A 25,301-nucleotide genomic window follows, 5' to 3' on the forward strand; every position below is an offset into this window, starting at 1 on the left:
ACAAGCCGCGATCACTGCGCGTAGTCTTTCAACTTTTCCTGCATGAAATCCAGAAAACACTGAATCCTCAGCGCCAGCTGCGAGTTGCGGTAGTAGACCGCGTTGATCGGCTGGCGATAACCGCTGTTGGCGTCCTGCAGAATGCCGACCAGCCTTCCGTCCCGCAGGTCTTCGTGGGTCATGAAGTCGGACAGACAGGCAATCCCCACCCCTTCCAGCGCCAGATGACGCAAGGTGTCACCACTGGATGCCACAACCGCAGGTTTGATCGGATAGCGATCTCCCCCGGCATGTCGCAACGGCCAACGGTTGAGCACTTCCACCTGATTGAATCCCACCAGCGTGTGCTGCGACAACGCTTCGACGGTTTGCGGCGTGCCATGGCGCTCAAGATATGCCGGGCTGGCGACGATGTTCAGCAGGCAACTGCCCAGCGCGCGGGCATGCAGGGTCGAATCCGGCAGTGCGCCAATGCGGATGGCGATATCGGTGTTCTGCTCCAGCAGGTCGATGAACCAGTCATCGCTGTCCAGCTCCAGCTGGATATCCGGATAACGCTGCCGGAACTCCGCCACATGTGGCACCACCGAATGCAGCATGAACGGCGACGCGGCGTTGACGCGCAGGCGTCCGGCCGGTGTCTGCCGTGAAGACATGAGATGCTCTTCCAGACTTTCCATCTGCTCGAGAATGAGCCGCGCACGGGCCAGGAAGAACTTGCCCTCTTCGGTCAGGTCCATGCGCCGCGTAGTGCGGTTGATCAGCGTGGTCTCAAGCTTGGCCTCGAGCCGCGACAAGGTACGGCTGATCCCGGACGGCGTCTGCCCCATCTTTTCGGCCGCGGCTGAAATGGAGCCGCTTTCGATCACCGAAACGAACACCTGCAATTCATCGGACCTGGCTTTCACTGTTGTCCCCTGCTCAAGAGTCCGGGGATATTAGCCGTGTTTCAAGCAAAGACGTGAGTTGTGCTGATCGTTCCCACGCTCGGAGTGCCTGCGCATCAAGACTTAAACGGCAGGGACTGAGTAAATACAGATACCGCGGGAGATGCCACTGTGTCTCTGACACAGCGCTGTCTTGCAGCAAACACTGGACCTTGGGAGGCGGCTTGTCGGCGATGCAGTCGACGCGGCATGTCAGGAACATCGCGTCATCGTTCATCGTCGGCAAGCCGCCTCCCACAATCCGGTGGTGCCGCAAGACCTGCGTCTAACGCAGAATGCAGGGACGATCACCTCAAACGCCAAACACTTTGGCCAGATGCGCTTCATACCGTTTCACATCACCCTCGATGTTCGGCATTTTCATCACATCCACCGCCAGAAAGGTCGGCAGGCCGGTCATGCCGAGGAACTGGTTGGCCTTGTGAAACGGGAAGTACACGGCATCGACGCCTTTGGCCTCAAAGAAATCCGAAGCATCATCGAACGCTTGCTGCGGTGCATTCCAGGTCGCGGAGATCATGTACTGCTTATCGTGCAGCAAACCGCCGCTGCCGTATTTCTGCGAGGCATCGGAACGGGTGCGGCCGTCGTTGGCGTACAGGCTGCCGTGCCCTTCGGTGAAGACTTCGTCGATGTACTTCTTCACGGTCCACGGCGCGCCCATCCACCAACCCGGCATTTGCCAAACGATGACGTCGGCCCACAGAAACTTCTGCACTTCTTCAGCCACGTCATAGCCACCGTCGATGAAGGTTTCCTTCACGTCGTAACCGGCGCGGTCCATGAACGCCACTCCGGCTTCGTGCAGGGTTGCGTTGTAGCGGCCGTCGGAGTGAGCAAACTGTTTGCCGCCGTTGAGAAACAATACTTTTTTCATGCCAGACCTCTGGATACTCGGCCCTGCCTTATGGTTCGGCTGGGGCCAGTCATTAATCGATGGCAGCAAGAATAAAGGCGAAGTGGTCTGTGAATAAGACAATGATGGGCAAATTACTTTTGCTCCCGCGTCACGAATCAACACAACATTGTTGACTTAGAATACGGTCACTTTCAGCAGAGGAATACCCAGATGAGCGAGCAATACGGCTTCATCCTTCATGCCCACACCCGCCCTGAAAAGTCAGCGGAGTTCGAAGCGCTATTCAACTCCTACGTTGCGCAGAGCCGCAGCGAGCCGGGCTGCATCGAATACCACATGCTGCGCGATCAGCAGGATCCGGCGCTGTTCATCTTCTTTGAGGTCTGGGCGTCGAAAGAGGATCTGGACGTTCACTCCGCGCAGCCGCACATGAAAGCGTTTGCTGAAAAGCGTTTTGAATACCTGGTCAGCGACTTCGACATTCGCCTCATCGACCTGCTCAGCCCTTCACCAGCAAGTGCAGCCCCAGTAGCGCCATCCCGATAAAGAAAGTGCGCTTGAACATCACGGCGCTGATCCGCTCTCGCAACCATTGACCGAACAGCATGCCGAGTAGGGCCGGGAGCAGCGCCAGCAATGAAGCACCCAGCTCGCTGCCGCCGAGCGCGCCGGTCGAGGACAGACCGATGGCCAGCGCCAGCGTCGAAACCGTGAACGAGAGTCCCAGCGCCTGCACCAGTTGATGACGCTCAAGGCCCAGAGCCTGCAGATACGGCACGGCAGGAATCACGAACACGCCTGTCATCGAGGTGATGATGCCGGTGAGCAGGCCGCATACCGGGCCCAGCCAGCGCTCGGTGTGCGGGGCTACCTTGAGCGTCGGCAGGAACAACCCACTCAGCGCATACAGCAGCAGCGCCCCGCCCAACGCACGCGTCATTGAATGATCGCCGTTCATGCCCAGCCAGAACGAGCCTGCCAAAGTACCGACGAAGACCATCGCCAGCATCGGCCAGAGACGACGGATCAACAGGCCTAGGTGCCCGCCTGTCGCCAGTTGCCAGAAGTTGGTCACGATGGAGGGGATGATCAGCAAGGCGGCAGCCTGCGCCGGAAGCATAGCCAGCCCCAACAAGCCCATGGCCACCGTCGGCAGGCCGAGGCCAATCACGCCTTTGACGGTGCCCGCCAGCAGGAAGGTGCCGAACACCAACGCAATCAGACCGATGCCGAGCGCTTGATACGTATCGAAGAGTGTATTCATGACGCGATTCTGGACGTTCCAGAGCGTACTGAAAATCTGGCATATACTGAGCCAGCCTCTGGCACGGACAGAGGCTGATCAGCCAAGGACCGTCTTTACATGCACTTCGACCTCACCGACCTGCGCCTTTTTCAGCACGTGATCGAGACCGGCAGCATCACTGCCGCCGCAACACGCAGTCATCTGTCACTGCCATCGGCCAGCGCGCGCGTTCGGGCGATGGAAGCGTCGTTGCAGGCGCCACTGCTTGAACGAGGCCGACGGGGCGTGACACCAACGCCTGCGGGCAAGGCTCTGGCCCAGCATGCACGGGTGATCCTGCAACAGATCGAGCGCATGCAGTTCGATCTCGCTGATTACGCCAAGGGTTTCAAAGGTCAGGTCCGGCTGCTGTGCAACACCTCGACGCTGAGCGAGCACCTGCCGGAACGATTGGCGGATTTTCTGGTGGCGCATCCCAACATCGACGTTGACCTTCAGGAACAGACCAGCCTGCGCATCCTGCATGCGTTGCGTCACGGGACGGCAGACATCGGGATCGTGTCCGACGCTGTAGATGCCAGCGACCTGCAAACCCTGCCCTTTCGTGACGATCCGCTGACACTGGTCATGCCGCTTGATCATCCGTTGAGCGAGCTGACGCGTGTCAGCTTCGCGCAGGCACTGGACGAAGAATTTGTCGGCCTGTCGGTCAACAGCGCGCTGGGCATTCATATTGAAGAACAGGCGTTGCACATGGGCCAGCGCATGCGCATCAGGGTCCGCGCCGAAGGGTTTGATGGCGTGTTGCGCATGGTCGCCCACGGCGCCGGACTGGGCATCGTGCCGCAGGCAGCAGTGGACCGCACGACCCGCCCACTGCGCTTTGCCGCAGTGCGATTGAGCGATCCCTGGGCCGACCGCAAATTGCTGCTCTGCGCAGCCGACTTCAACGCCCTGCCCGGCTACGCCAGGGCGCTGCTGGATGCGTTGAAGCAGTAACACTGATCACAGCGGACGCGGAGCGTCCCGAGAGGCGTTACCACGCAGAGCGTAGGAACGATCAGTGATCTCAAGGACGCCGATCGTGCCCATCGCGTGGGCATGCAGCCCGTGACGCTGCGCGTCACATCAGCAGCGGACGCGCCGGGGAATGGCCACGATCACGACAGCGCTTTTGCCTTGCGCTCACGCAGGTACGCGACCACTTCGCTCTGAGTCCCGGCGAACTCGATACGTGAAGCCTTGTGCTCGCGCTGGTAGGCGTACATCGGGTCGTAGTATTCGCCGAGCAGGCCTTCGATCCAGCCACGGTGCAGATCGACCTTGCCGCTGTATCGCTGTTCATCGAGTGCGTCTTGCATGATGGCTTGCAGTCGCTGCAAGCGCTCGCCGCCAAGACGCTTGTGGATATTCTTCAGGCTTTGCAGCAGGCGCTCGGCGAACAGGTCGAAACCGGTTTCCTCCCCATGCAGGCTAATGAACTCGGCGCACAGGTCAGTCACGTAATCGCGAAGAATGCGCTCGACCCGGTTTTCGAAACTGTCTTCCAGCCAGACCATCGAGCAGTCCTGCATGGTCTGGTGCAGTTCCAGCGGCACGTTGCAACTGCCCACCAGGCGACTTTCGTCTTCAAGCACGAACTGCTCGATGCCGGCATCGCGTTTCTTGAGCAGGTCGATGGCCAGACGGTTTTCGAAATCGATCTGCGCCGGCTGGCCGGTCGCCCGTTTACCGAAGCTGGAACCTCGGTGGTTGGCGATGCCTTCCAGATCAAGGCTATTGGCAAGCTGGGTAACCACCTCGGTCTTGCCCGTACCCGTCATACCGCCGAGCACCACGAAATCACACTCGGTCACCGCATCGTGCAGGGTGTCGAGCAGGAAGGTCCGCATCGCCTTGTAACCGCCAATGATGCGCGGATAATCGATGCCAGCCTCCTGCAGCCAGCGCTGTACAGTCTGTGAACGCAGACCGCCACGGAAGCAGTACAGGTAGCCATGCGGGTTGGCTTTGGCGAATGCCAGCCAGGCCTCGACGCGCTCATCCTTGACCGGCCCGCAGACCAGTTGGTGGCCCAGCCTGATCGCCGCTTCCTGCCCATGTTGCTTGTAGCAGGTGCCGACCTTCTGCCGTTCGATGTCAGTCATCAGCGGCAGGTTGATCACGCCCGGAAACGCACCCTTGGAGAACTCCACCGGCGCCCGGGCATCCATCATCGGCACATCGTTGAGAAACAGAGCGCGGTAATCACTGCTGTTGTCGGCCATCAGAACACCTCGACGGCGTGGGTCTGTCGTTCGAGCAGTGTGCCGATCGGGTTCAGTTGCAGGCCCAGCTCGGCAGCCACTGCCAGAAACTCGGCCTGGCCTTCAGGACTGACCGCCACCAGCAAACCACCGCTGGTCTGCGGATCGCACAACAGATCGCGCTGGGCGTCACTGAGCGATGCGATCTTGTCGCCATAACTTTCGAAGTTGCGCAACGTACCGCCCGGCACGCAGCCTTCGGCGATGTAATGCTCGACACCCGGCAGACGTGGCACGGCGGCGTAATCCAGACGCGCCGTCAGCCCGGCGCCATCGGCCATTTCGACCAGATGCCCCAACAGACCGAAACCGGTGACGTCAGTCATCGCCATCACGCCACCCAGCTTGCCGAAACGGCTGCCGGGCTTGTTCAGGGTACACATCCAGTCACGCGCCAGACCGACGTCCTGCTCGCGCAGTTTCGCCTTCTTCTCGGCGGTGGTCAGAATGCCGATACCCAACGGCTTGGTCAGGTACAGCGTGCAGCCTGCCAGCGCGGTATCGTTGCGTTTCATGTGTTTTTTCTGCACAACACCGGTCACCGCCAGGCCGAAAATCGGCTCGGGCGCGTCGATGGAGTGTCCGCCCGCCAGCGGAATACCAGCTGCATCACAGACCGCACGGCCGCCACGAATCACTTCGCGGGCCACTTCAGGCGGCAGCACGTTGACCGGCCAGCCGAGAATGGCGATGGCCATCAGCGGATCGCCGCCCATCGCATAGATGTCGCTGATTGCATTGGTTGCCGCGATGCGGCCGAAATCGAACGGATCGTCGACGATGGGCATGAAGAAGTCGGTCGTCGAGACCACACCTCGCTCATCGTCCAGCGCATAGACAGCGGCATCGTCACGCGAGGCGTTACCGACCCACAGGTTGGGGTCCAGGTTCTGCGCGCCGCTGCCGGCCAGGATCACGTCCAGCACCTTGGGGGAAATCTTGCAGCCACACCCAGCTCCGTGACTGTACTGGGTCAGGCGGATTGGCTCACTCATCGCGACACTCTCGGTAACGGGGAAACAGGCTGCGGAGTCTAGGGTCTGTTGCGGTTTCAGCGCAAACGGCGTCGCCGTTCGGTCATGCCATCAACACGATGCGCTGCCGAACTGGCCTTTCTCGCCGCGCCTCTTATAATCCCGCGCTCCAGTACCGAATCCATCGAAGCGTGCCTGCTTGCCCAGAGTCGCTTTGCCTTGTCGTTTTTTCCGCTATTGAACCGGAGAACTTTCATGCTCAAGCGTACCCTGGCGCTCGCCGCCGGCCTTGCCCTGTCCTTTACCGCACTGACCAGCCACGCCGCCGATGTGCTGCGCGTGTCGGCGATTCCCGACGAAGCACCGACCGAACTGCTGCGCAAGTTCAAGCCGCTGGGTGCCTATCTGGAGCAGCGACTGGGCATGAAGGTCGAGTTCGTTCCGGTTGCCGACTACCCGGCGGTGGTCGAAGCGCTGGCCACCGACCGTCTGGACATGGCCTGGCTGGGGGGCTTCACCTTCGTGCAGGTCAACCTCAAGACCGGCAATGCCGTGCCCTTGGTACAGCGTGAGCAGGACGCCCAGTTCACCAGCAAATTCATCACCTCCGATCCGAACGTGAAAAGCCTGGCGGATCTGAAAGGCAAGACCTTCGCCTTCGGCTCCGTGTCGTCCACGTCCGGCAGCCTGATGCCGCGTTATTTCATGCTCAAGGAAAACATCAAGCCGGAAACCTTCTTCAGCCGCGTCGCCTACTCCGGCGCGCATGACGCCACGGCCGCCTGGGTTCAGGCGGGCAAGGTCGATGCGGGCGTGCTGAATGCCAGCGTGTGGGACAAACTGGTCGCCAACGGCAAGGTTGACACCGGCAAGGTGCGCGTCTTCGCCACCACGCCGACCTACTTCGATTACAACTGGACCGTGCGCGGCACGCTGGACAAGGGTCTGGCGGCGAAGATCAAACAGGCCTTCCTGGACCTGGACCCCGCCAACCCGGAACAGAAAGCGATTCTTGATCTGCAGGCGGCCAGCCGCTTCATCGAGACCAGGCCGGAAAACTACAAGGGTATCGAAGAGGCTGCCCGCGCTGCCGACCTGCTGAAATGACGCTGCGCCTGTCCGGGATAGACCTGCGCCACAGCAACGGTACGCTCGCGCTGCGGGGCCTGGAACTGAGCATCGCGCAGGGCGAGCGGGTGGCGATCATCGGTCCGTCCGGGGCGGGCAAGACCACGCTGCTCAACCTGCTGGCCAGCGCCCTGCCGCCCAGCGCGGGGCAACTGGAAATTCTGGGGACCAGTCCCTGGCAGCTTTCCAGTCGGCAGCGCCAGCAACTGCGCCGTCGTATTGCGCTGATCCATCAGGCCCCGCCTCTGCCGCCGCGTCAGCGCGTGGTGACAGCCGTGCTGGCTGGCAAGCTTGGTGAGTGGGGCCTGGGCAAGTCCTTGCTGAACCTGCTGCACCCACTCGACGTGCCGGGCGCGCGCAACGTGCTGGCGCGTCTGGACCTGGCGGACAAGCTGTTCGTGCGTTGTCAGCAACTGTCCGGCGGGCAACTGCAACGGGTCGGCATCGCCCGCGCCCTGTATCAGGCCCCGGAAGTGATGCTGGCGGACGAGCCGGTCTCGGCGATGGACCCGCGTCTGGCGGACCACACTCTGGCGTTGCTGTGTCAGCACGCCATCGAACACGGCGTGACGCTGGTCGCCAGTCTGCATGCCGTTGAGCTGGCCCTGGCGCATTTTCCGCGCATCATCGGTGTACGGGACGGGCAGATTCATTTCGACCTGAACGCCAGCGACGTCAGCCGGGAACACCTCGAGACGCTGTACGCCAACGAACAACTGAGCACTGCGCCCAGCACCGAAACACCTGCCTCCGCGCCCTGGACGCCGCGATGCTGAGTCGTGATCGACGCGACCCGGCCGCCGTACCGCGCTTGCTATTGGCGCTGCTGGCTGTCGCGCTGCTCTGGCCGGGCATTCGTCTGGCTGAGCTCGATCCCAGCGTTTTACTTAAGGCGGAAAATGCCCGAACCATGGGCAGCTTTGTCGCCGGCTTCTGGCCGCCCGCCCATGACCCTGAGTTTCTCTCGCTGCTGATCGACGCCACCCTGCAGACACTGGCGATTGCCACGGCGGGCATGGCTCTGGCACTGCTGCTGGCCATACCGGCAAGCCTGCTGGCGAGCTCGGCGCTGTCCTTGTCGGCCGCCTCACGTGCAGGACGGCCCGGCTGGCTCGGTCAATGCCTGCGCTGGCCTGCGCGCGGTCTGTTGATTTTCCTGCGCAGCGTGCCGGAAATTGTCTGGGCGCTGCTGTTCGTGCGCGCCGTCGGGCTGGGTCCGACAGCGGGTGTGCTGGCCATCGCCATTACCTACGCGGGCATGCTGGGCAAGGTTTACGCCGAGATCTTCGAGTCCGTTGATCAACGCCCGGCCCATGCCCTGATGCAGGCGGGCAGCGGACGATTGACCGCGCTGGTGTACGGCATCCTGCCCAATGCCGCCGCCGAACTGACGTCGTACACGGTCTATCGCTGGGAATGCGCGGTCCGCGCATCGGTGGTGATGGGCTTCGTCGGCGCAGGCGGACTGGGCCAACAGATCGATCTGTCGATGCGCATGTTCGCCGGTGCCGAAGTGGCGAGCATGCTGCTGACCTTTCTGGTGCTGGTGCTGCTGGCGGATCAGTTGAGCCGCCTGCTGCGCGGGAGGTTCACATGAGGCGGGCTGGCAACTGGCTGTTGTTGATCGCGATCATTGCGGCAGTGATCGGCTCGTTCGTTTATCTGGGCATGGACCTGTTCGGCCTGAGCAGCCCTGAAAGCCTGACGCAGATGGGCCGATACGCCTTGCGCTTCATGAGCCCGGACCTGAGCGCCGGTCACTTGCAGGCTATCGGCAAGGGCGCCTTGGAAACCCTGGCGATGTCGGCGCTCGGCACACTGCTGTCGGTGATCGGCGGATTATTGCTGGCCATGCCCGCTGCCGGTCGCCTGGGCTGGCCGCTGCGCAGCCTGAGCCGTCTGCTGCTCAATGCGTTGCGGGCCATTCCCGAACTGGTGTGGGCCGTGCTGATGGTCCTGGCCGCAGGGCTTGGACCCAACGCGGGCACGCTGGCGTTGGCATTGCACACCACAGGCGTGCTGGGTCGCTTGTTCGCCGAAGCACTGGAAAACACCGCACCTGAACCCGCCGCCGCGATTCGTCTGCAGGGCGGCAGCGCATGGCAAGCGTTCTGCTACGGCACGCTGCCCAACCTCTGGCCGCAACTGCTCGCGTACACCCTGTATCGCTGGGAGAACAACATTCGCATGGCAAGCATTCTGGGTTTCGTCGGCGCGGGCGGCCTGGGACAGATGCTCTATGTCAGCCTCAGCCTGTTCCAGGAAGCACAGGCCAGCACCGTCATCCTCGCGATGCTGGTACTGGTGTTTGCCGTGGATGCGCTGAGCGGCTGGAGCCGTCAGCGGTGGGTGCGTGGTTGATCACCAGAGATACGCGGATCCTGTGGGAGGCGCCACCAAGTATTCACCCTGGCGCTGTCGCGCGGCAAACGCGGGACTGTGGGAGGCGGCTTGCCCGCGATGAACGATGACGCGATTTTCCTGACCTACCGCACCGACTGCATCGCCGGCAAGCCGCCTCCCACGGCCCGGTGATTGCGGGAAGCAAGCGGTGTGTCAGGTGTACAGACACAGCCACCAGCTTGCCGCGATACTTCCGGGATCAATACCCCAACGACAACCCCGTATTACGACGCGGGTCATTGGCGCCGTAGAAGCGGTTGTTGCCGACCGGTTTGCCGTCCAGCGACGGAGCGCCCACCAGAATCGCTGCCACGTGGTTCATCGGCTGTGGACCTGCAAACTTGTGGCCCCAGCTTTCGAGGATCTTCAACGTATCCGGGCTGACCGCGAAGGTGTCCAGGTTGGTCGTATCCGGCTGCCATTGCTGGTGGAAACGTGGCGCATCGACCGCTTCCTGAATATTCATGCCGTAGTCGATCACGTTGAGCATGGTCAGCAGCGTTGCAGTGATGATACGGCTGCCGCCTGGCGTGCCGACGACCATCACGGTCTTGCCATCCTTGGTGACGATGGTTGGGCTCATCGACGACAGCGGCGTCTTGCCCGGCGCGATGGCATTGGCTTCGCCCTGCACCAGACCGTACATGTTCGGCACGCCCGGTTTGACGGTGAAGTCGTCCATCTCGTCGTTGAGGATGACACCGGTCTTGCTGGCCATGACGCCTGCACCGAACCAGTTGTTCAGGGTGTAGGTCACCGAGACCGCGTTGCCCCACTTGTCGACAATCGAGTAGTGCGTGGTGTTGCTGCCTTCATGCGGCGCGACGCCCGGCTTGATCTTGTTCGAATCACCGGCCTTGTTCGGATCGATGGCGGCACGCAGTTTATCGGCGTAGGCAGGGTCCAGCAGGTGCTCGATTGGATTCTTGACGAAGTCCGGGTCGCCCAGATAGCTGTTGCGATCCACGTAAGCGTGGCGCATGGCTTCGATCTGGTAGTGCGTGCCCTGCGCCGAGCGGAAGCCCAGCTCCTTCATCGGGTAGCCTTGCAGAATGTTCAGGATCTGACAGATGACCACGCCGCCGGAGCTCGGTGGCGGTGCCGACACCACGTGATAGCCGCGGTAGTCGCATTCGATGGGCGCCAGTTCACGGGTCTTGTAATGATCGAGGTCGGCCTGGGTGATGATGCCCTTGCCCGCCTGACTGGAGTCGACCAGCGCCTTGGCGACCCAGCCTTTGTAGAAACCATCGCTGCCCTTCTCGGAGACTTCGCGCAGGGTCTTGGCCAGGTCTTTCTGCACCAGTTTCTGGCCGACCTGCAGCGGCTCGCCCTTGTTGAGGAAAATGGAACCGGAATCGGCCATGTCCGCCTTGAACACGTCGGTCGCGGTGTGCAGCATGTCGATGTCGCCCTGGCGCAGGGTGAACCCGTCTTCAGCCAGTTTGATCGCCGGCGCAATCACATCTTCGCGCTTGCGTGTGCCGTATTTACTCAGCGCCAGCTCCATGCCTGACACGGTGCCGGGCACGCCGACGGCCAGATGGCCCTTGGCGCTCAGGTCCGGAATGACATTGCCATTCTTGTCCAGGTACATGTTGGCGGTAGCGGCCAGCGGAGCCTTTTCGCGGAAGTCGATAAAGGTCTTGCGGCCATCGGCCAGCTGGACGGTCATGAAACCGCCGCCGCCCAGGTTACCGGCTGCGGGATACACCACCGCCAGCGCATAACCGACTGCAACCGCAGCATCGACGGCGTTACCGCCATCCTTGAGCACATCGACGCCGACGTGAGTGGCCAGGTGCTGGGCCGTCACGACCATGCCGTTTTCGGCGGCGACCGGTGCCTGTGAAGCAGCGAAAGTAGGGGAATACGCAACAATCAGTGCCGTCGCAATCAGCGATCTGGCGAGGGGTTCGAACTTCATGAGCAGTCTCTTCTTCCTGAATCCGGGACGTTTGATACCCACTGCCCACATGGAGGGCGATGGCGCTGCACTACCTCCCCAAGGCATACCTGCATCCTTGCGGTGGTCGAACCCGATCAAGGTAGCGGGTCCTGCCGTGTTTACCTAGTGCAAACGCGTAAACGCACGTCTTGGCGCCAGGACGTGCATTGCGCGGCAATACTTCACGGCTTCCTGCGATACCCCTCAATGATCGCCGAGAAGTCTTTCCCGCCCTCGCCCCGCAAACTCATGGACTGATACAGCTGATGCGCGACCGCACCGAGAATCACCGGCTGCTGCACCGACCTCGCCGCCTCGGTCGCCAGCCCCAGATCCTTGAGCATCAGTTCGGCACCGAACCCGCCGGTGTACCCTCGCGATGCCGGAGCGGTGTCGACCACGCCCGGCCAAGGGTTGTAGGCTTCTGAACTCCAGCAACGGCCGGTCGAGGTGTTGATGATATTGGCCAGCACCTGTGTATCGATGCCTAGCGCATTGCCCAGTGCCATCGACTCCGACACACCGATCATCGAAATCGCCAGCAGCATGTTGTTGCAGATTTTGGCGATCTGACCGGTACCGACGTCGCCGCAATGCACGATGTTTCGGCCCATCTGTTCCAGTACTGGTTTGAGCGTTGCGAAGTGTTCGGACGAACCGCCGACCATGAACGTCAGGGTTCCCGCCTGCGCGCCACCCGTGCCGCCCGAAACTGGCGCGTCACCGAGCACCACGCCTTGCTGCGCAGCGACAGCGGCAATGTCGCGGATGGTCTGCGGATCGATGGTGCTGCAATCAACCGCAGGCGTACCGGGGGCGATGCCTTTCAGCACCCCGTCATCGTTCAGGTACACACTGCGCACATGGGCTGCTGCTGGCAGCATGGTGATGACCAGTGCGCTGCCCTCGGCCGCCTGCCTGGGCGAATCGCTGATCTGCGCGCCCAGTTCGGCGAATTCAGCCAGCACGGCCTTGTTCAGATCAAACAGCTGCAGCGAGTGCCCGGCCTTGATCAGATTGCGGGCCATGGGTGCGCCCATGTTGCCCAGACCGATGAATGCGATGTTCATTGTTATTCTCCTTCGCGGAACGGCTTGGGCTCAGCGCAGATTGATCGTGGTGTTCACGCCGTCATTCACGCTGTCGTCATCGAACCAGCGGCTGGTGACGGTCTTGGTCTGAGTGTAGAACTGCACCACCTGTTTGCCGTACGGCCCCAGATCGCCCAGCTTGGAACCCCGTGAACCGGTGAAGCTGAAAAACGGCACAGGGACCGGAATAGGGATGTTGATGCCCACCTGACCGACATTGATTTCGCTCTGAAACTTGCGCGCCGCCGCACCGCTCTGGGTGAACAGGCCGGTGCCGTTGCCGAAAGGATTGGCGTTCACCAGCGTAATGGCTTCATCCAGGGTATTCACCTCGATCACCACCAGCACTGGGCCGAAGATTTCCTGGGTGTAGATCTGCATGTCGGTGGTGACGCCGGAAAAAAGCGTCGGTCCGACGAAGTTGCCACCCTCATAGCCCGGTACTGAAATGTCCCGGCCGTCCAGCTCCAGCGTCGCGCCCTCACGTACGCCGCTCTCAATCAGATCGACGATGCGCTGCCGGGCACGGCGGGAGATAACGGGACCGATGTCGGTGCCCGGCTCATGACCTGCGTTGACCTTGAGCTTCTGCGCCAGCGCCTTGAGGTCCGGCAGCCACTGTTTCGAGGCGCCGACCAGCACCACCACCGAGGTCGCCATGCAACGCTGTCCGGCCGCACCAAAACCTGCGCCCACCAGCGCATTGAGGGTCTGCTCGCGGTTGGCGTCGGGGAGCACCACCGCGTGGTTCTTGGCGCCCATCATGGCCTGCACGCGCTTGCCATGCCGACCTGCGAGGTCATAAACATGGGTGCCAACGGCCGTCGAGCCGACGAAGGAAATGGCCTTGATGTCCGGATGCGTGCAGATCGCGTCAACGACCTCCTTGCCGCCGTGCACCACGTTGAGCACACCGGCCGGAATACCCGCCTCGACCGCCAGTTCGACGAGCAGCATGGTCGACAGCGGATCCTGCTCGGAAGGCTTGAGCACGAAGGTGTTGCCGCAGGCGATGGCCATCGGAAACATCCACAGCGGGATCATCGCGGGAAAGTTGAAAGGCGTGATCCCGGCACAGACACCGATGGGCTGGCGCAGCGTGTAGGTATCGACGCCACTGGCCACGTTTTCGGCAAATTCGCCCATCTGCAGCGTACCGATTGAGCACGCATGTTCGACCACTTCCAGGCCACGAAAGATATCGCCCTCGGCATCGGCAAGGGTCTTGCCCTGCTCGGCACTGAGCACTGCTGCGATACGTTTGGAGTGCTCGCGGATCAGCGCCTGCAACCTGAGCATGATGCGCATGCGGGCACCGATCGGCGTTTCCCGCCAGGTGCGATACGCCTTGTGCGCGGCAGCAACGGCTGCGTTCACTTCAGTCGCTGTGGCGAACGGCACTTGTGCGAGCACTTCTTGCGTCGCCGGGTTGACGATGTCCTGCCACTCGTTGCTTTGCGAGTCGACCCATTCGCCGTCGATCAGCAGTTTCACGCGAGCTACGGCCGTATTGTTCTTGTTCAGTGAGGCGTTCATTTCAACCGTTCTCCCTTCAGGCACACCGGACCTGCCGGGCACTCGATGCCCAGTCGTCACGGTTTCCCTGACAGCGTTGTTGTTGGATGGTCAGAGGGCGTGCTTTGGAGTATAGATGTGCAAACTTCTAACAAGAACGCACATAAAAGCAGGCTCTACATGCAAAAAAACATCACATCCCTGGGGCTGTTGAACTGGGATGACTTGAAGTTTTTCCTTGAAGTGGCACGCACCCGCAAAGTCAGCAGCGCCGCAAAACGTCTGGCGGTGGACTACACCACCGTGTCGCGACGCATCACCTCGCTGGAAAACTCGCTCGGCACACTGCTGTTCGAAAAGTCCCGCAACAACGGCTTCATCATGACCGCCGAAGGTCAGCGCCTGCTGGGTTACGCCGAGTCCATCGAAAGCACGCTGCACATGGCCTGCGAACAGGTGTCCGGCTCAAGCGTGGCGCTGTCCGGGCACATCCGCATCGGCTGCACCGAAGGCTTCGGCAGCTTCTTCATCACGCCGCAACTGAGCCACTTCCTCGACGCCTACCCCAGCATCTCGGTCGACATCCTGCCGCTGCCGCACTTCATCAGCCTGTCCAAACGCGAAGCCGACATCGTCATCGCCCTCGAACGCCCCGAACACGGGCCATACGTGTGCTGCAAACTCTGCGACTACAGCCTGCGCCTGTACGCCACGCAGGCCTATCTGGACAACCACCCGCCGATCCAGCGCAAGGAAGACCTGAGCCAGCACCCGTTCATCAGCTACGTCGACGACCTGGCCTTCAGCTCCGAACTGCTCTACCTCAGCAACCTGCTGCCCAACGCCCAGGCGCAACTGCGCAGCACCAGCGTCATCGCCCAATACACCGCCGCCCTGCAAGGCCGCGCGCTGGCAATCCTGCCGTGCTTTCTGGCGTCACAGGATCCGCGGCTGGTGCCGGTGCTGGAGGATGAAGTAGAGATCGTTCGGCAGTTCTGGATGTATTGCCGAGAGGATTTGAGGAAGCTGAAGCGGATTACGGTGTTGTGGGATTACGTGCGGGAGGTGACGGAGATGAATCAGGGGTTGCTGCTGGGGGAAACCCGTGCCGTCCGCTTCCTTCAGTGACAGATTTTCAAGGAGTCAGGTAGCTGCATCGTAACGAGGTGAGCAGGCGTTGGCTAACGGTTTGTGACACTGGTTGGTACAGGACTTGTAAAACCTGAAAGCACTTTGATTGGTTTAAACCATGCAGCGATGACATGCGGGTTATGCCGGAGCAACTCGATTAGCTCCCCCCAACGATCCCTGCGACAGGTCCACCTCTGAGGAAGCCAAACCTGGAAACTGATGTCATTCCGAAATCACTAACAAGCTGTTAGTCTTCGGTAGGGTGGCGAGGTAAGCAATTATTCATCGCTAAGCGCATTGCACGCCATGCCCCATGCTCAGCTCCCTACTCCTAAATTCGGGGGCTAGGCTAGCATTACGCCGATGAACGTCTGCCCGGACGCAGTACGACAGAAGCATCTGACATAATTTTATGTAGGCTATGAAGAAAGGGACACAGGGATGAATTATCTACAAAGCATAGCGTATTGGTCTGATGACAAATGGCGTGAATTTGGTCTGGAATTTCTTCAGCAGGCTGGATGGGATCGTGATTGGGTATCTGATTTTGATGTATTCAGCATTGAGGGAAAAAGGTTTCTCGTAAGTTTCAGGCACAACATTAAAAGTGGTCCCATTGGCACTGGTATTGAAAAAGATTTAGTTTCGCGCATGCGACGTGCCGATGCAGAGGGATTTATTGGTTTTTATTCCGGGGATTTTACGACCAGCCTGCAGGAGCGCATCAAGGTTTTGAGCAGCCACGCAGTGTTAGTGAGCGGCGTCCAAATATCAGTACTGCTGCCATATTCCAGCTCTTGCTTTATTGATCGATTCTTTGGTGATAGAGACCCTGACTGGAAGTGGAGTTGGAATTACTACTTCAATAAATCGACCAAAGCGGACTATAAACCACTTCATTGTATGTGTGGATGTAAGAAGGACACACTGGAAGGCCCTCATACAATAGGCAGATCAGCTGCTTTTGTCCATCTTGCGCAAGGCAAACTGTATTTCATATATGGATTCAAGGATTGTATATTCAAAATTTGCGAAGACAACACTTCGTGCGGCTGGCTTGAAATCAATCAAATATTGCACCCTGATCAGTTCAACTCCTGGAATGCTCAACTCCAGAACTACCTAGTTGATAATCCAAGTCTTGATTTGAGTGAGTATCATAACCACAAACGACTCTTCACTTCGAGAATATTGCAGCGTATGCGATCTGTCAATGCTGGCTTCTTCCTACAAGCTGAGGAATTTTGATGAACATCTTCAGCCAACTTAGTTCTCACCAATGGGAATATTTCGCGAACTACTACTTAAGCAGTCAAGGGTACACAGTATTAGAGCACCCATCAGTGGGCCCGGATCAAGGAAAAGATCTGATCGCTCAATTAGATAATGTAACGTACTTAGTTAGTTGCAAGCATTTCTCCCGATCCCTGCGACCGGTTTATGCTGGAGACGAGTGTTCAATCCTTGACAGATTAACACAGCATGGAGCTCAGAAATTTATTGGCTTTTATTCAACATCTGGAAGCGAGTCTCTTTCTGAAAGCTTGGAGGTGGATGGAGTCGAATATATTATTTTTGACGGGCTATCTATTTTTGAAAACATGGTGGACGTGTCATTCTCCGTACATCAAAGCTTGTTCAGAAAGACTATAAAAACCAAGACTTTTGGCCAAGAATATCGCCCGCTATTGTGTCACTGCGGTTGTGGCAGCGACCTTCTCAGCTTTGAGAACGCTTTGGTCTCTGGTGTTTATCTAATGATTGAAGAACAAGGAGTCAGTATTCAATGGCGCCTCATCGAACATATTAGTTATTCACCCAATATAATATCAACAATTACTAATATTGAGAGCTGCTTTTCACTTCGCGGACTAAACGTACTCATAGACGAGCATGAGCGGATCTTAGAAGGCGCCTCTGAAGTCTCGCCGGTATTTGATGAGATGTACTCTGCATTTCTCGAAGTTGTTCATCAAATGATTTATCCTGTCGACTGACATTCTGAACGGATCGGCAACATGGGGCGATCCGTTAACCTTTTGTCTGGGCGTGCCGGGGCGTAACAAATGAATGTAGCAAAAGACAGATGCCGCCTGGAACAGGGAGTTGATGTGCTACACTTCTTACTGGCCCCTACCCCAGTACCTACAGCGTGCTCGATGGCCTAACTGTGATACCGGGAATTGCTACAAGGCTATTCAGTAACCGGCTGCATCTAACTCAGCGGCTGTGACAGTACCGGCCCTGATCTTGTCCTGAAGTGCCAGCCTTGCAGCTGCTTCAGCCCTGCGTGTTTCTAATGCCTGAGCATCCAGTTCCTCCCGCTGTGACTGGGCAGCCTCTACCTTGGCGCTGTTGGCCTTAACAGTGATGCAGGCATTCAGGCGGGACAGGTTGAACTCAACGGCCTGCACTTCGACAGCAGACACACGGGTGCCCTTGCCTTCACGGAACATACGGGAGTCGCCCAGAGCTGCGTAGACCTGATCGTTGTGTGCCTCAGTCCATCCAGCAGCGACCAGAACTTCAGCGTCTTCAATGCTAATGAGGTTCTGAGCCAGCATCGGCAGCAGCTCATTGCAGTTACGGCGACTGTAGTAAGGACCGGTAATCGCCTCAATCTTGGCGCGCAGGGCTTTGGTCATCGCGGCACTCCGGCAACCAGTGTTGAACAGCAGGTTGTAGACGGCCTCGCCAGTGCGCTGCCATTCACTGTAGTGATGAGGTGCCATCTTGCTTACACGGCTGTAGTCATTACCAACCTTGGAACCAGCGAGCTGGCCGAGGAACGCAGGCAGATCAGCGCCATCACGTTCAACCAAGAACTCCTGGAACTCAGGGTATTTCCAACCGCGTGTCGCATACAGGTTCTTGAGCATGGTGTTATCAGGTGCCTGAGTGTCGATCGAATCGACCAGCGCCATCAGGTAGTCAAAGACGTTTGTAAAGTCCTTGGCTTCTGGCAGGTTGTCAGGCAGTTCACCGATCAAGCGGCCAGTGTCGCGTAGACTCTCGATGTTCTGGCGGATCAAGTCTTTGCACAGGGCAATCTCACGGATCTTGCTGTCGTGATCAGAGCGACCCGGCAACAGATGCGACAGGTAGGTACGGAACTCTGCCGAGACTTCCTCAACGATGCTGGTAACAGACTGCACGACAAGCGCTGCTTTGATCTTGTTGCGGCCGTACTTTTCGACCAGAGAAGTAGGGGTAGGAATTTTCATTGTGCTTATGTCGTTCAGGGTAGTTGCATTAGCGGTGGTCATATTAGTCATTGCCTCTCAGTGTAATTGTGTACGCATATCCTCAGTTCAATTGTGGGAACTACGCGTAGGATTAAGACAGCACTAGGCTGCCTGATGGGTTATTTGTGTATCGGGGTCGTAACTAGGAACACTCTAGTCGCTGTGAAGTTTGAACGGGTGTTGTACCCACGGTGGTATGCTTGAGTGTTGAAGATGCTTCCGTCTTCACAGGACTGTGAATCAAAGGCAGGAGAATACAGGTCGTCGTCGCTCTCATTAGCGGTGGGTCTGGCGTAGTAGAAGTCGCTCTGCTGCGTCATAACTCAGGTTCTCTTACCGGTTCGACGGCGAGCGGCGTTCTGCTCTCGCTTGATCTTTGCATCTCGACGGCAGACAGCATTCATCGTGTCGGCGTGCCTAATTACCCAGTCGCGACCCACATGGTTGAATGCAAACTGCCAACCCATAAGCCCAGCCCACACTGGAACAATGCCGTGGCGTTGCCCATAAGCGGTTGGTACTACTTGGGTAATACTTCTCCCGGCATCATTTTTTCCCGTTTCTTCCTTGATGTATCCACGACGGAGAAGAACATCCTTGCACTTAATCGGGTGCTCAATGCCAGCGAGCAACGCTAGCTCCTTCCAGCGCAGCCGGGGGCGTCGGAACATGTGGTCCAGTAAGGACAGGGAGCGGGCATTCCTTTGCAGCAGCCCACGTTGCTCCTCGTTCAACTTGGCCAAAACAACAGCCGATGCAATAGAGTCATTTCGCAAAGCTATGAAGGTGTTAACGACGAGCATGTAGAACTCGGTTGATACCCACATAGCATAGGCAATAGTTCCCTGCTCTGTTGCAAGAGTGTTCTTGTTTTGAGAGTTTGCAGAGTGGAAATTTCCATTCTGAGATAAGTAGCGCTTGGATTCGTTATCCCATTGACTGGGCAATTTTGACTTGGGCAGTTCAAGCGTGCGCCAGATGTCAGTCAGGTTGTACATGCCATCGTCATTGGCTTCGAAGGTGTGCAGCTCACCTTTATCATTCGGGAGTGAAATAGGCAGTACGTTGGTCTTGATTGTCATGTTCACCTCATAAGTAAGTTAGTTTGGAATTGCTACAAGAAAGCCACCGGCCAAACCCCGCATGACAGGGAGACCAAGCCCAGAGGGACGGAGCGGCCAGTGGCTTACTTGTAGAAACTCAGAACAGGGAATTGCCGCAAGAGACCCGCCGTCAATACCCGCGATGAACGGGCCGATCCCTAAAGGAACGGGGATAGGCAATGACTTACTTGCGGTAACGCTAGGGAAGGCGCTGCTGCATATGGCACGCATGCCAGAGATGCAGGTCTATTCAGGTTTAGATGGGACACTCGACGTCAGGCTATCTGTAGTGCAACTTAAAAGCCGTAGCTGTCATCGGCCTTTAATAATGCTTCCTGCATACGCTTCTGAAGGGGTGACATCAGTGCATCTCTACGCAACTCATCTTCACGGGTTGTTTGTGCTCCCACGAACCGCTGCTTATCGGAGGCCGCATTGGCAGCAAGTCCCGGAATTCGTGGCTTGGACTGTACTGTTTTGGTGCCTAATAGAATATTTCTGTTCATAACGTCCTCTTATGCTGGGACGCCTTCAGGGTAAACAGGCTTCCACTGGGGAGCGCTTACACTACCTGCGAACAAAGGCGACCAGCCATTTGTTGGCGCGCTTCCATGTGCAATGAGCAGGCTCATACGACCTTCGCCGATATAGCGTTCATCGACAGCTAGTACCAGAGCACCTAATCGCTTACCAGAAAGATTGCTCTGATTGATTGGGTGGCTTGCATCTGAAATAGCCCTGAAGTCTACGTGTGGCATGTTATGTAAGGTGACACCTTGTTGCTGTTTGATTGGAACACTGGATGCCATATCACCTGTAATTGGGGTTGCCATAGCCGTACCTCGCTGTAGTGTTTGGTTAATTAAGATAGAAGGAAAGAAAACCATTAGCCCCTTAAGGAATTGGTCGCCAATGGTAGCTACTAGTTACTACCGTCACTTTCCCTAGCGGGTCTTTTCTCATAAGAGAAAAGGAGAATTGATACTGTTGCCACTGTTGCTACTGTTCTTATTGTCCTACCAATTCCATTGGGATCGCAGACCGATGAACCTAATAATAATTCTCATTTAGGGCATCGACCTGTGAAACTGGAAAAGCGCTTGACCGTTTGCTCAAATCGCATTTGGCGAATACTCGACTCGCTCTTCTATAATGCAACTTAATTAACGGGTCTATCGGTGTGAGACTTTCTGAGACTCCCGGTCAAAACGAGAAAGCCCCTGAGGATCGCTGTGGGCGTCTGAGGCTCTCCGGCGACGCAGATGTCAGTGCTCTGCCCAATTGCTGTCTATGCGCAGTGTGGGGCCTGCTGGGTTGGATACCTCGTAGCGTCTATTAGCTCTCCCCTCTCCATAAAGGAGAAGAAGGGAGGAGCAACTATTACTACTTGAGCAACTAGAGAATATGGGGCTACTACGCGACATCTCCCACTGTAGACGACTTAACCTACTCTCCCTAATAGACAATACTGGGTGCTACTGTAACTACCATCACTACTACACTACTGTTGCTACTTGGGGATTCTCCTGTACTGCAACTTAAAGACTGTGAGACTCTGAAGGCCACGGTTTATAAGGGCTGTAGCGCCGTGAGACTTTGTGACCAGAATTGGCAATCCGGTCACGTTTGCCGCTGGCTGCTCTGGAATTCGAAAACTGCGGGATTCAATTGTCTAACACTGTGAGACTCAGCAAATCCAAGCTACTAGCGGTCCTATAATGCAATTCAAAGCCTAAACCCGCGTTGAACCCTTGAGGCCCTGAGAGCGCACCTGAGGCACGTTTACCCGTACCCGTCACATTGTCCTGGGGTTTCATGTGAAAGCCGCAAGCGAAGCAGACAGTTAACTGCCCGAAGCCTTAGCAGCGCATCTCGCATAACCATCCCGGCGCTTGCCCTGAACCTCAGCCCTCGACCAGTAGGGCAGCCGCTGTCAGGTGGGATACCGCAACCGTGAAGACTGGTGATCGGCATTGGGCTGCCCCGTGGAACGACGCAGCGTCTGCGCGCTCTGGTGGCCTTCCACGGTCAATATAGGCTTGATCAAGACATAACCCGCTAGACGGCGCGCCTCGGACTAGCCAGTGATACATGCGGTCGAATGCCCGGGTGTCTGGGCCTCAAACTCCAGCCCCGCTCTACGACTCAGGCGGACTCTTTGGCGCAATGGCGCTTCACGGTGCGCAGGGACAGCCCCAAAGCCTCGGCAACCTCAGATTGACTCATACCCTTGGCACGCAGCTCGCGCACCTGAGACGTGACGTCATCAGCTACAGGACGACCCAGCTTCACACCGGCAGCTTTGGCACGGGCTAGTCCCTCACTGGTACGCTCACGGATACGGCCACGTTCCATCTCAGCCAGCGCCGCCATTACCTGCATGATGAACCTACCCTCTACGCTGGTCAGGTCTGAGGCTGGCAGGTCGAGCGAGATAACCCGGATACCTAAAGCCATCAATTTATCGATGGTGGCCTGCACGTCGATGCTGTCACGACCAAGGCGGTCAAGCTTTAGCACCACTAGCGTGTCACCACTCTCTAGGCGATCTACCAACCTTGTGAAGACTGGACGTTCTGACGCTGGCACTGAGCCGCTGATAGTCTCGCTGTGTACACGATTCGCAGGGATGGCGTATCCACGCTCCTTGATCGCGTGCATCTGATTGTCAGTGGTCTGCTCGGTAGTGGATACACGGCAATAAGCGTATGTACGTGCTGTCATGGTGTCACCTCTGATCTGTCTAACTGGCATATGGTGCCAATTAATGGTGACAACAATACAAATGGTGCCAACAAGTGTCAAAGCCTATTTTGATGTCACCGCTTTATGACCCGTTTTATAGGTGTCGAAAATTGATCGTTTAATGTCACCACCTGCAAGCCAGACCGACAGGCACTTGATAAACAGGACATCGACAACCACTACCGGCCATCGCCCTGCCCACTACAGCAGCCATTGCGCGACCAGCGCACGTACAGCCCACGATAGAGCAAGAGGGTCGGCACTGGCCCGAACTCGACGCATCGACCGGCAGACAGAAGCACATTGCGCCAAGGCCAGCATAGCCCTGAGCGTTTGCAGAATGGAACACCACACTATGGACCTGATCAGCCCTCAAGCCCTGAGAGGCTGCATTTATTGAGAGAGGCCCTGCACTAGGATTGTTTAGGAGCCATGCCCGTTTCCCGCGATAGACGACAACAGCGCCGTCCAGCCCCGTAGAGAGAGGTGCCACATGCCCCCCGGCTGCACGCATAGCCACAAGCTTGCCCCGGCATGGGGGAACCACGGCTGCCCGAGCGAGCGAGATCTGCCTGACGGGTGCAAACCATTTTCGATTAGGTGATCTAGGACGGCAGCAGGTGACTAATCCCGTCCTCTTCATCGATTCCTCAATCACTTCAGTCGAGTATTGCTCCTCCAAGAAAAATCGACAGAGAAGAGAGGCAGAAAGGACGGGTTCAGTGCTACTTTAATGCCTTACCTGTTTCGTGGCCGATACCCGCATGCCCACCAGTGAACGCTACAAAGCATGATGCCGCGATAAATTTAGTAATGCTGATCGGACATTGCGCCGATAACTAGGAGAAATTATGGCTCTGGCAGACGAGATTCAGACCGCACGGAAGAAAGTCATCACCGATGGGTATGAGATGTCAATCGGTGAAATCATCAACCTCTACAGAGACGAAGAGCTGGTAATCGACCCTGTTTTTCAACGCCTTTTCCGCTGGGGTGATGAACGTAAATCTCGTTTTATTGAATCCCTCATTCTTGGCATCCCAATTCCGCCTATTTTTGTATATCAGGATGAGAATGGAGTATGGGAGCTTATCGATGGGTTACAACGGCTCTCGACCGTATTGCAGCTCACCGGCGATCTCAAAGGTGACCGCGCCGCGGAGTTAGGTCCTCTGATTCTTAATGGCACCAGATTCCTACCAAGCCTTGACGGGAAGCGGTGGAAGGAGTCAGCAAATGGGGCTAATGATGGAATACCTCAACCTCTGCAAATTGAAATCAAGCGGGCGCGCGTTCGAGTCGAAATATTGAAGTCGGATAGCGATGTCTCGGCAAAGTTTGAACTGTTTCAGCGACTTAACACTGGGGGCGCGAGCCTTACCGAACAAGAAGTTAGAAATAGTATCGCAGTATCGTTGAACCGTGAGTTTTATGACTGGCTTATTGAGCACTCAAGCAATGCTGCATTTATCGAAACCACCGGCCAAACCGAAACTGCACTAAACTCCCAAGCGGGCGTCGAGTTAGCGCTACGTTTCTTTGCCTTCAGATATATCCCTTACCAGCCTGGACTGGATGTACATGAGTATCTTGACGATGCGCTGATGAAGATGGCAACTGACAATACTTTTGATCTAAATCAAGAGGGAGAGATATTTACTAAAACCTTCACGTTCTTATCCGAAGCTCTTGGCTCGATGTCATTCAAACGATGGGATGGTCGTAATTTCTCAGGCAAGTTCTTAATGTCTGTATTCGAGGTCATGTCTACAGGCGTATCGCACAACTTGGTTGAACTCGAAGCTTTGCAGGCACATGAAAGGCAGGCATTTATCGAGCAGGCAGCGAAAAGCCTTTGGAATAATCCAACGTTTAATCAGTACTCAGGTGCTGGTATTCGAGGGACAACACGGCTGGCTCGACTGCTACCAATAGCAGCTGACTTACTAAAGCCGTGAGGCACAATCAATGGCTGATATTCGTACGCTAGATCAACTGCAAGACGCTTTGGATTCAGAAATGGGATGGCGAGTAAAGGAGGTCAGTGCTTTTAATGTCGCTTCCAGAAGCGGCAGCCCTGAAAGAAAGTTTTTCATACGCGCCGGAGTAACGCTAACATATGCGCATTGGGAAGGCTTTATAAAGACTGCTTCGGAGCTGTACTTAAACTTCGTACATCATCGAGGGTTGACTTACGGCGAACTTAAGACCTGCTTTGCGATTTTCGGATTGAAGGCTCATCTTGAAATGCTTTCCAACTCACGAAAAACTGCTGCTAACATCAAAGCTTTTGAGTTCGTTTTTTCAGAGATGGGAAAACCTGCCAGAATGCAGATGTCGTCAGCAATTGATACTGAGTCCAACCTTACATCGAAGGTATTCACTAACATCGCAACTTCGCTAGACATTGACGTGGACAAATACTCAACAAAATTCAACCTGATCGACGAAAGCCTGGTAAATCGTCGCAACAAAGTAGCGCATGGCGAATTCATGGATTTGGGTGGAAAAGAATTTGGATTACTTGTTGCTGATGTCCTCCAAATGATGCGGGACTACAAAACCGACTTGCTTAATGCAGCATCACTAGAAAACTACAAAAGACCGGCATAACCTATAAATCGAAAGCTAAATCCCAATCATCAGATTGGGTGGGGCTG

At 57.1% G+C, this 25,301-nt stretch carries 24 protein-coding genes; 11 read left to right on the forward strand and 13 right to left on the reverse strand.

What is annotated here, in order from left to right; all coding sequences use genetic code 11:
• Positions 1–11: 11 nt before the first annotated feature.
• Together AC0IXS_RS10280 and mdaB are read right to left on the reverse strand one after the other, a co-directional pair.
• On the reverse strand, positions 12–908 hold the full coding sequence (locus AC0IXS_RS10280; protein WP_122407808.1) for a LysR family transcriptional regulator: 897 nt from the start codon (positions 906–908) through the stop codon (positions 12–14).
• A 331-nt stretch (positions 909–1,239) separates the two neighbouring features.
• Entirely contained in the window at positions 1,240–1,824 is a 585-nt protein-coding gene (gene mdaB, locus AC0IXS_RS10285) for an NADPH:quinone oxidoreductase MdaB (RefSeq protein WP_122669111.1), read from the reverse strand.
• 192 nt (positions 1,825–2,016) lie between these two features.
• Between mdaB and AC0IXS_RS10290 the strand changes: the two genes are divergently transcribed.
• The gene (locus AC0IXS_RS10290; RefSeq protein WP_057408048.1) at positions 2,017–2,352 is read left to right on the forward strand and encodes a putative quinol monooxygenase; all 336 of its coding nucleotides are present in this window, start codon (positions 2,017–2,019) and stop codon (positions 2,350–2,352) included.
• Here AC0IXS_RS10290 and AC0IXS_RS10295 read toward each other — a convergent pair.
• Entirely contained in the window at positions 2,306–3,070 is a 765-nt protein-coding gene (locus AC0IXS_RS10295) for a sulfite exporter TauE/SafE family protein (RefSeq protein ID WP_191957917.1), read from the reverse strand. The two genes, AC0IXS_RS10290 and AC0IXS_RS10295, sit on opposite strands and share 47 nt — an antisense overlap.
• Positions 3,071–3,169: 99 nt before the next feature.
• On the opposite strand from AC0IXS_RS10295, the gene AC0IXS_RS10300 reads away from it, so the two are divergent.
• Complete coding sequence (locus AC0IXS_RS10300; protein ID WP_449117667.1) at positions 3,170–4,051, forward strand: LysR substrate-binding domain-containing protein; 882 nt, start codon at positions 3,170–3,172, stop codon at positions 4,049–4,051.
• Positions 4,052–4,212: 161 nt separating this feature from the next.
• On the opposite strand, the gene mnmH is transcribed toward AC0IXS_RS10300, so the two are convergent.
• Both mnmH and selD read right to left on the reverse strand, forming a co-directional pair.
• Positions 4,213–5,319 (reverse strand): tRNA 2-selenouridine(34) synthase MnmH, encoded by a 1,107-nt coding sequence (gene mnmH, locus AC0IXS_RS10305; RefSeq protein WP_057408045.1) that lies wholly within the window; start codon positions 5,317–5,319, stop codon positions 4,213–4,215.
• Positions 5,319–6,353, reverse strand: a complete 1,035-nt coding sequence (gene selD / locus AC0IXS_RS10310) for a selenide, water dikinase SelD (RefSeq protein ID WP_057408044.1) — start codon at positions 6,351–6,353, stop codon at positions 5,319–5,321. Before selD ends, mnmH begins: the two co-directional genes overlap by 1 nt.
• Before the next feature lie 234 nt (positions 6,354–6,587).
• On the opposite strand from selD, the gene AC0IXS_RS10315 reads away from it, so the two are divergent.
• Genes AC0IXS_RS10315 through phnE form a run of 4 tightly spaced genes read left to right on the forward strand, consistent with a single transcriptional unit; the run spans position 6,588 to position 9,821 of the window.
• A complete protein-coding gene (locus tag AC0IXS_RS10315; RefSeq protein ID WP_057408043.1) occupies positions 6,588–7,439 on the forward strand; it encodes a putative selenate ABC transporter substrate-binding protein in 852 nt (283 codons plus the stop codon).
• Positions 7,436–8,236 carry a phosphonate ABC transporter ATP-binding protein gene (locus AC0IXS_RS10320; RefSeq protein ID WP_330533235.1) on the forward strand — a complete coding sequence of 267 codons (801 nt, stop codon included), beginning with the start codon at positions 7,436–7,438 and terminating at the stop codon, positions 8,234–8,236. Before AC0IXS_RS10315 ends, AC0IXS_RS10320 begins: the two co-directional genes overlap by 4 nt.
• The gene (locus tag AC0IXS_RS10325) at positions 8,230–9,057 is read left to right on the forward strand and encodes a PhnE/PtxC family ABC transporter permease (RefSeq protein ID WP_449125374.1); all 828 of its coding nucleotides are present in this window, start codon (positions 8,230–8,232) and stop codon (positions 9,055–9,057) included. The genes AC0IXS_RS10320 and AC0IXS_RS10325 overlap by 7 nt, the downstream gene beginning before the upstream one ends.
• Entirely contained in the window at positions 9,054–9,821 is a 768-nt protein-coding gene (phnE, locus tag AC0IXS_RS10330; RefSeq protein ID WP_137203517.1) for a phosphonate ABC transporter, permease protein PhnE, read from the forward strand. The genes AC0IXS_RS10325 and phnE overlap by 4 nt, the downstream gene beginning before the upstream one ends.
• A 241-nt stretch (positions 9,822–10,062) precedes the next feature.
• Here the strand turns inward: phnE and ggt are convergent, their stop codons facing one another.
• The 3 genes from ggt to AC0IXS_RS10345 form a co-directional block, all read right to left on the reverse strand.
• Positions 10,063–11,790: a gamma-glutamyltransferase gene (gene ggt, locus AC0IXS_RS10335; RefSeq protein ID WP_122669116.1), complete on the reverse strand. Its 1,728-nt coding sequence runs from the start codon at positions 11,788–11,790 to the stop codon at positions 10,063–10,065.
• A 203-nt stretch (positions 11,791–11,993) separates the two neighbouring features.
• Positions 11,994–12,881, reverse strand: coding sequence for a 3-hydroxyisobutyrate dehydrogenase (gene mmsB, locus AC0IXS_RS10340; RefSeq protein WP_191958142.1), 888 nt, complete (start codon positions 12,879–12,881; stop codon positions 11,994–11,996).
• A gap of 30 nt (positions 12,882–12,911) precedes the next feature.
• Positions 12,912–14,438, reverse strand: a complete 1,527-nt coding sequence (locus AC0IXS_RS10345; protein WP_191958143.1) for a CoA-acylating methylmalonate-semialdehyde dehydrogenase — start codon at positions 14,436–14,438, stop codon at positions 12,912–12,914.
• A 159-nt stretch (positions 14,439–14,597) separates the two neighbouring features.
• On the opposite strand from AC0IXS_RS10345, the gene AC0IXS_RS10350 reads away from it, so the two are divergent.
• From AC0IXS_RS10350 to AC0IXS_RS10360, 3 genes are all read left to right on the forward strand, one after another.
• Positions 14,598–15,545 carry a LysR family transcriptional regulator gene (locus AC0IXS_RS10350; protein ID WP_471824537.1) on the forward strand — a complete coding sequence of 316 codons (948 nt, stop codon included), beginning with the start codon at positions 14,598–14,600 and terminating at the stop codon, positions 15,543–15,545.
• Between the two features lie 444 nt (positions 15,546–15,989).
• Entirely contained in the window at positions 15,990–16,796 is an 807-nt protein-coding gene (locus tag AC0IXS_RS10355; protein ID WP_137203521.1) for a hypothetical protein, read from the forward strand.
• Positions 16,796–17,545 carry a restriction endonuclease gene (locus AC0IXS_RS10360; protein WP_137203522.1) on the forward strand — a complete coding sequence of 250 codons (750 nt, stop codon included), beginning with the start codon at positions 16,796–16,798 and terminating at the stop codon, positions 17,543–17,545. The genes AC0IXS_RS10355 and AC0IXS_RS10360 overlap by 1 nt, the downstream gene beginning before the upstream one ends.
• Before the next feature lie 201 nt (positions 17,546–17,746).
• Here AC0IXS_RS10360 and AC0IXS_RS10365 read toward each other — a convergent pair whose 3' ends face one another.
• The 5 genes from AC0IXS_RS10365 to AC0IXS_RS10385 form a co-directional block, all read right to left on the reverse strand.
• Positions 17,747–18,772, reverse strand: coding sequence for a hypothetical protein (locus tag AC0IXS_RS10365; protein ID WP_471824539.1), 1,026 nt, complete (start codon positions 18,770–18,772; stop codon positions 17,747–17,749).
• Positions 18,773–19,116: 344 nt separating this feature from the next.
• On the reverse strand, positions 19,117–19,875 hold the full coding sequence (locus AC0IXS_RS10370) for a KilA-N domain-containing protein (protein ID WP_137203524.1): 759 nt from the start codon (positions 19,873–19,875) through the stop codon (positions 19,117–19,119).
• 317 nt (positions 19,876–20,192) lie between these two features.
• Positions 20,193–20,402 carry a hypothetical protein gene (locus AC0IXS_RS10375; RefSeq protein ID WP_137203525.1) on the reverse strand — a complete coding sequence of 70 codons (210 nt, stop codon included), beginning with the start codon at positions 20,400–20,402 and terminating at the stop codon, positions 20,193–20,195.
• 9 nt (positions 20,403–20,411) lie between these two features.
• A complete protein-coding gene (locus tag AC0IXS_RS10380; protein WP_137203526.1) occupies positions 20,412–20,729 on the reverse strand; it encodes a hypothetical protein in 318 nt (105 codons plus the stop codon).
• Between the two features lie 1,312 nt (positions 20,730–22,041).
• Entirely contained in the window at positions 22,042–22,620 is a 579-nt protein-coding gene (locus tag AC0IXS_RS10385; RefSeq protein ID WP_137203527.1) for a recombinase family protein, read from the reverse strand.
• A gap of 872 nt (positions 22,621–23,492) precedes the next feature.
• On the opposite strand from AC0IXS_RS10385, the gene AC0IXS_RS10390 reads away from it, so the two are divergent.
• Together AC0IXS_RS10390 and AC0IXS_RS10395 are read left to right on the forward strand one after the other, a co-directional pair.
• A complete protein-coding gene (locus AC0IXS_RS10390) occupies positions 23,493–24,599 on the forward strand; it encodes a DUF262 domain-containing protein (RefSeq protein ID WP_137203528.1) in 1,107 nt (368 codons plus the stop codon).
• A gap of 10 nt (positions 24,600–24,609) precedes the next feature.
• The gene (locus AC0IXS_RS10395; RefSeq protein WP_137203529.1) at positions 24,610–25,254 is read left to right on the forward strand and encodes an MAE_28990/MAE_18760 family HEPN-like nuclease; all 645 of its coding nucleotides are present in this window, start codon (positions 24,610–24,612) and stop codon (positions 25,252–25,254) included.
• Positions 25,255–25,301: the final 47 nt, after the last annotated feature.

This window comes from Pseudomonas sp. AC016, from assembly GCF_979253365.1.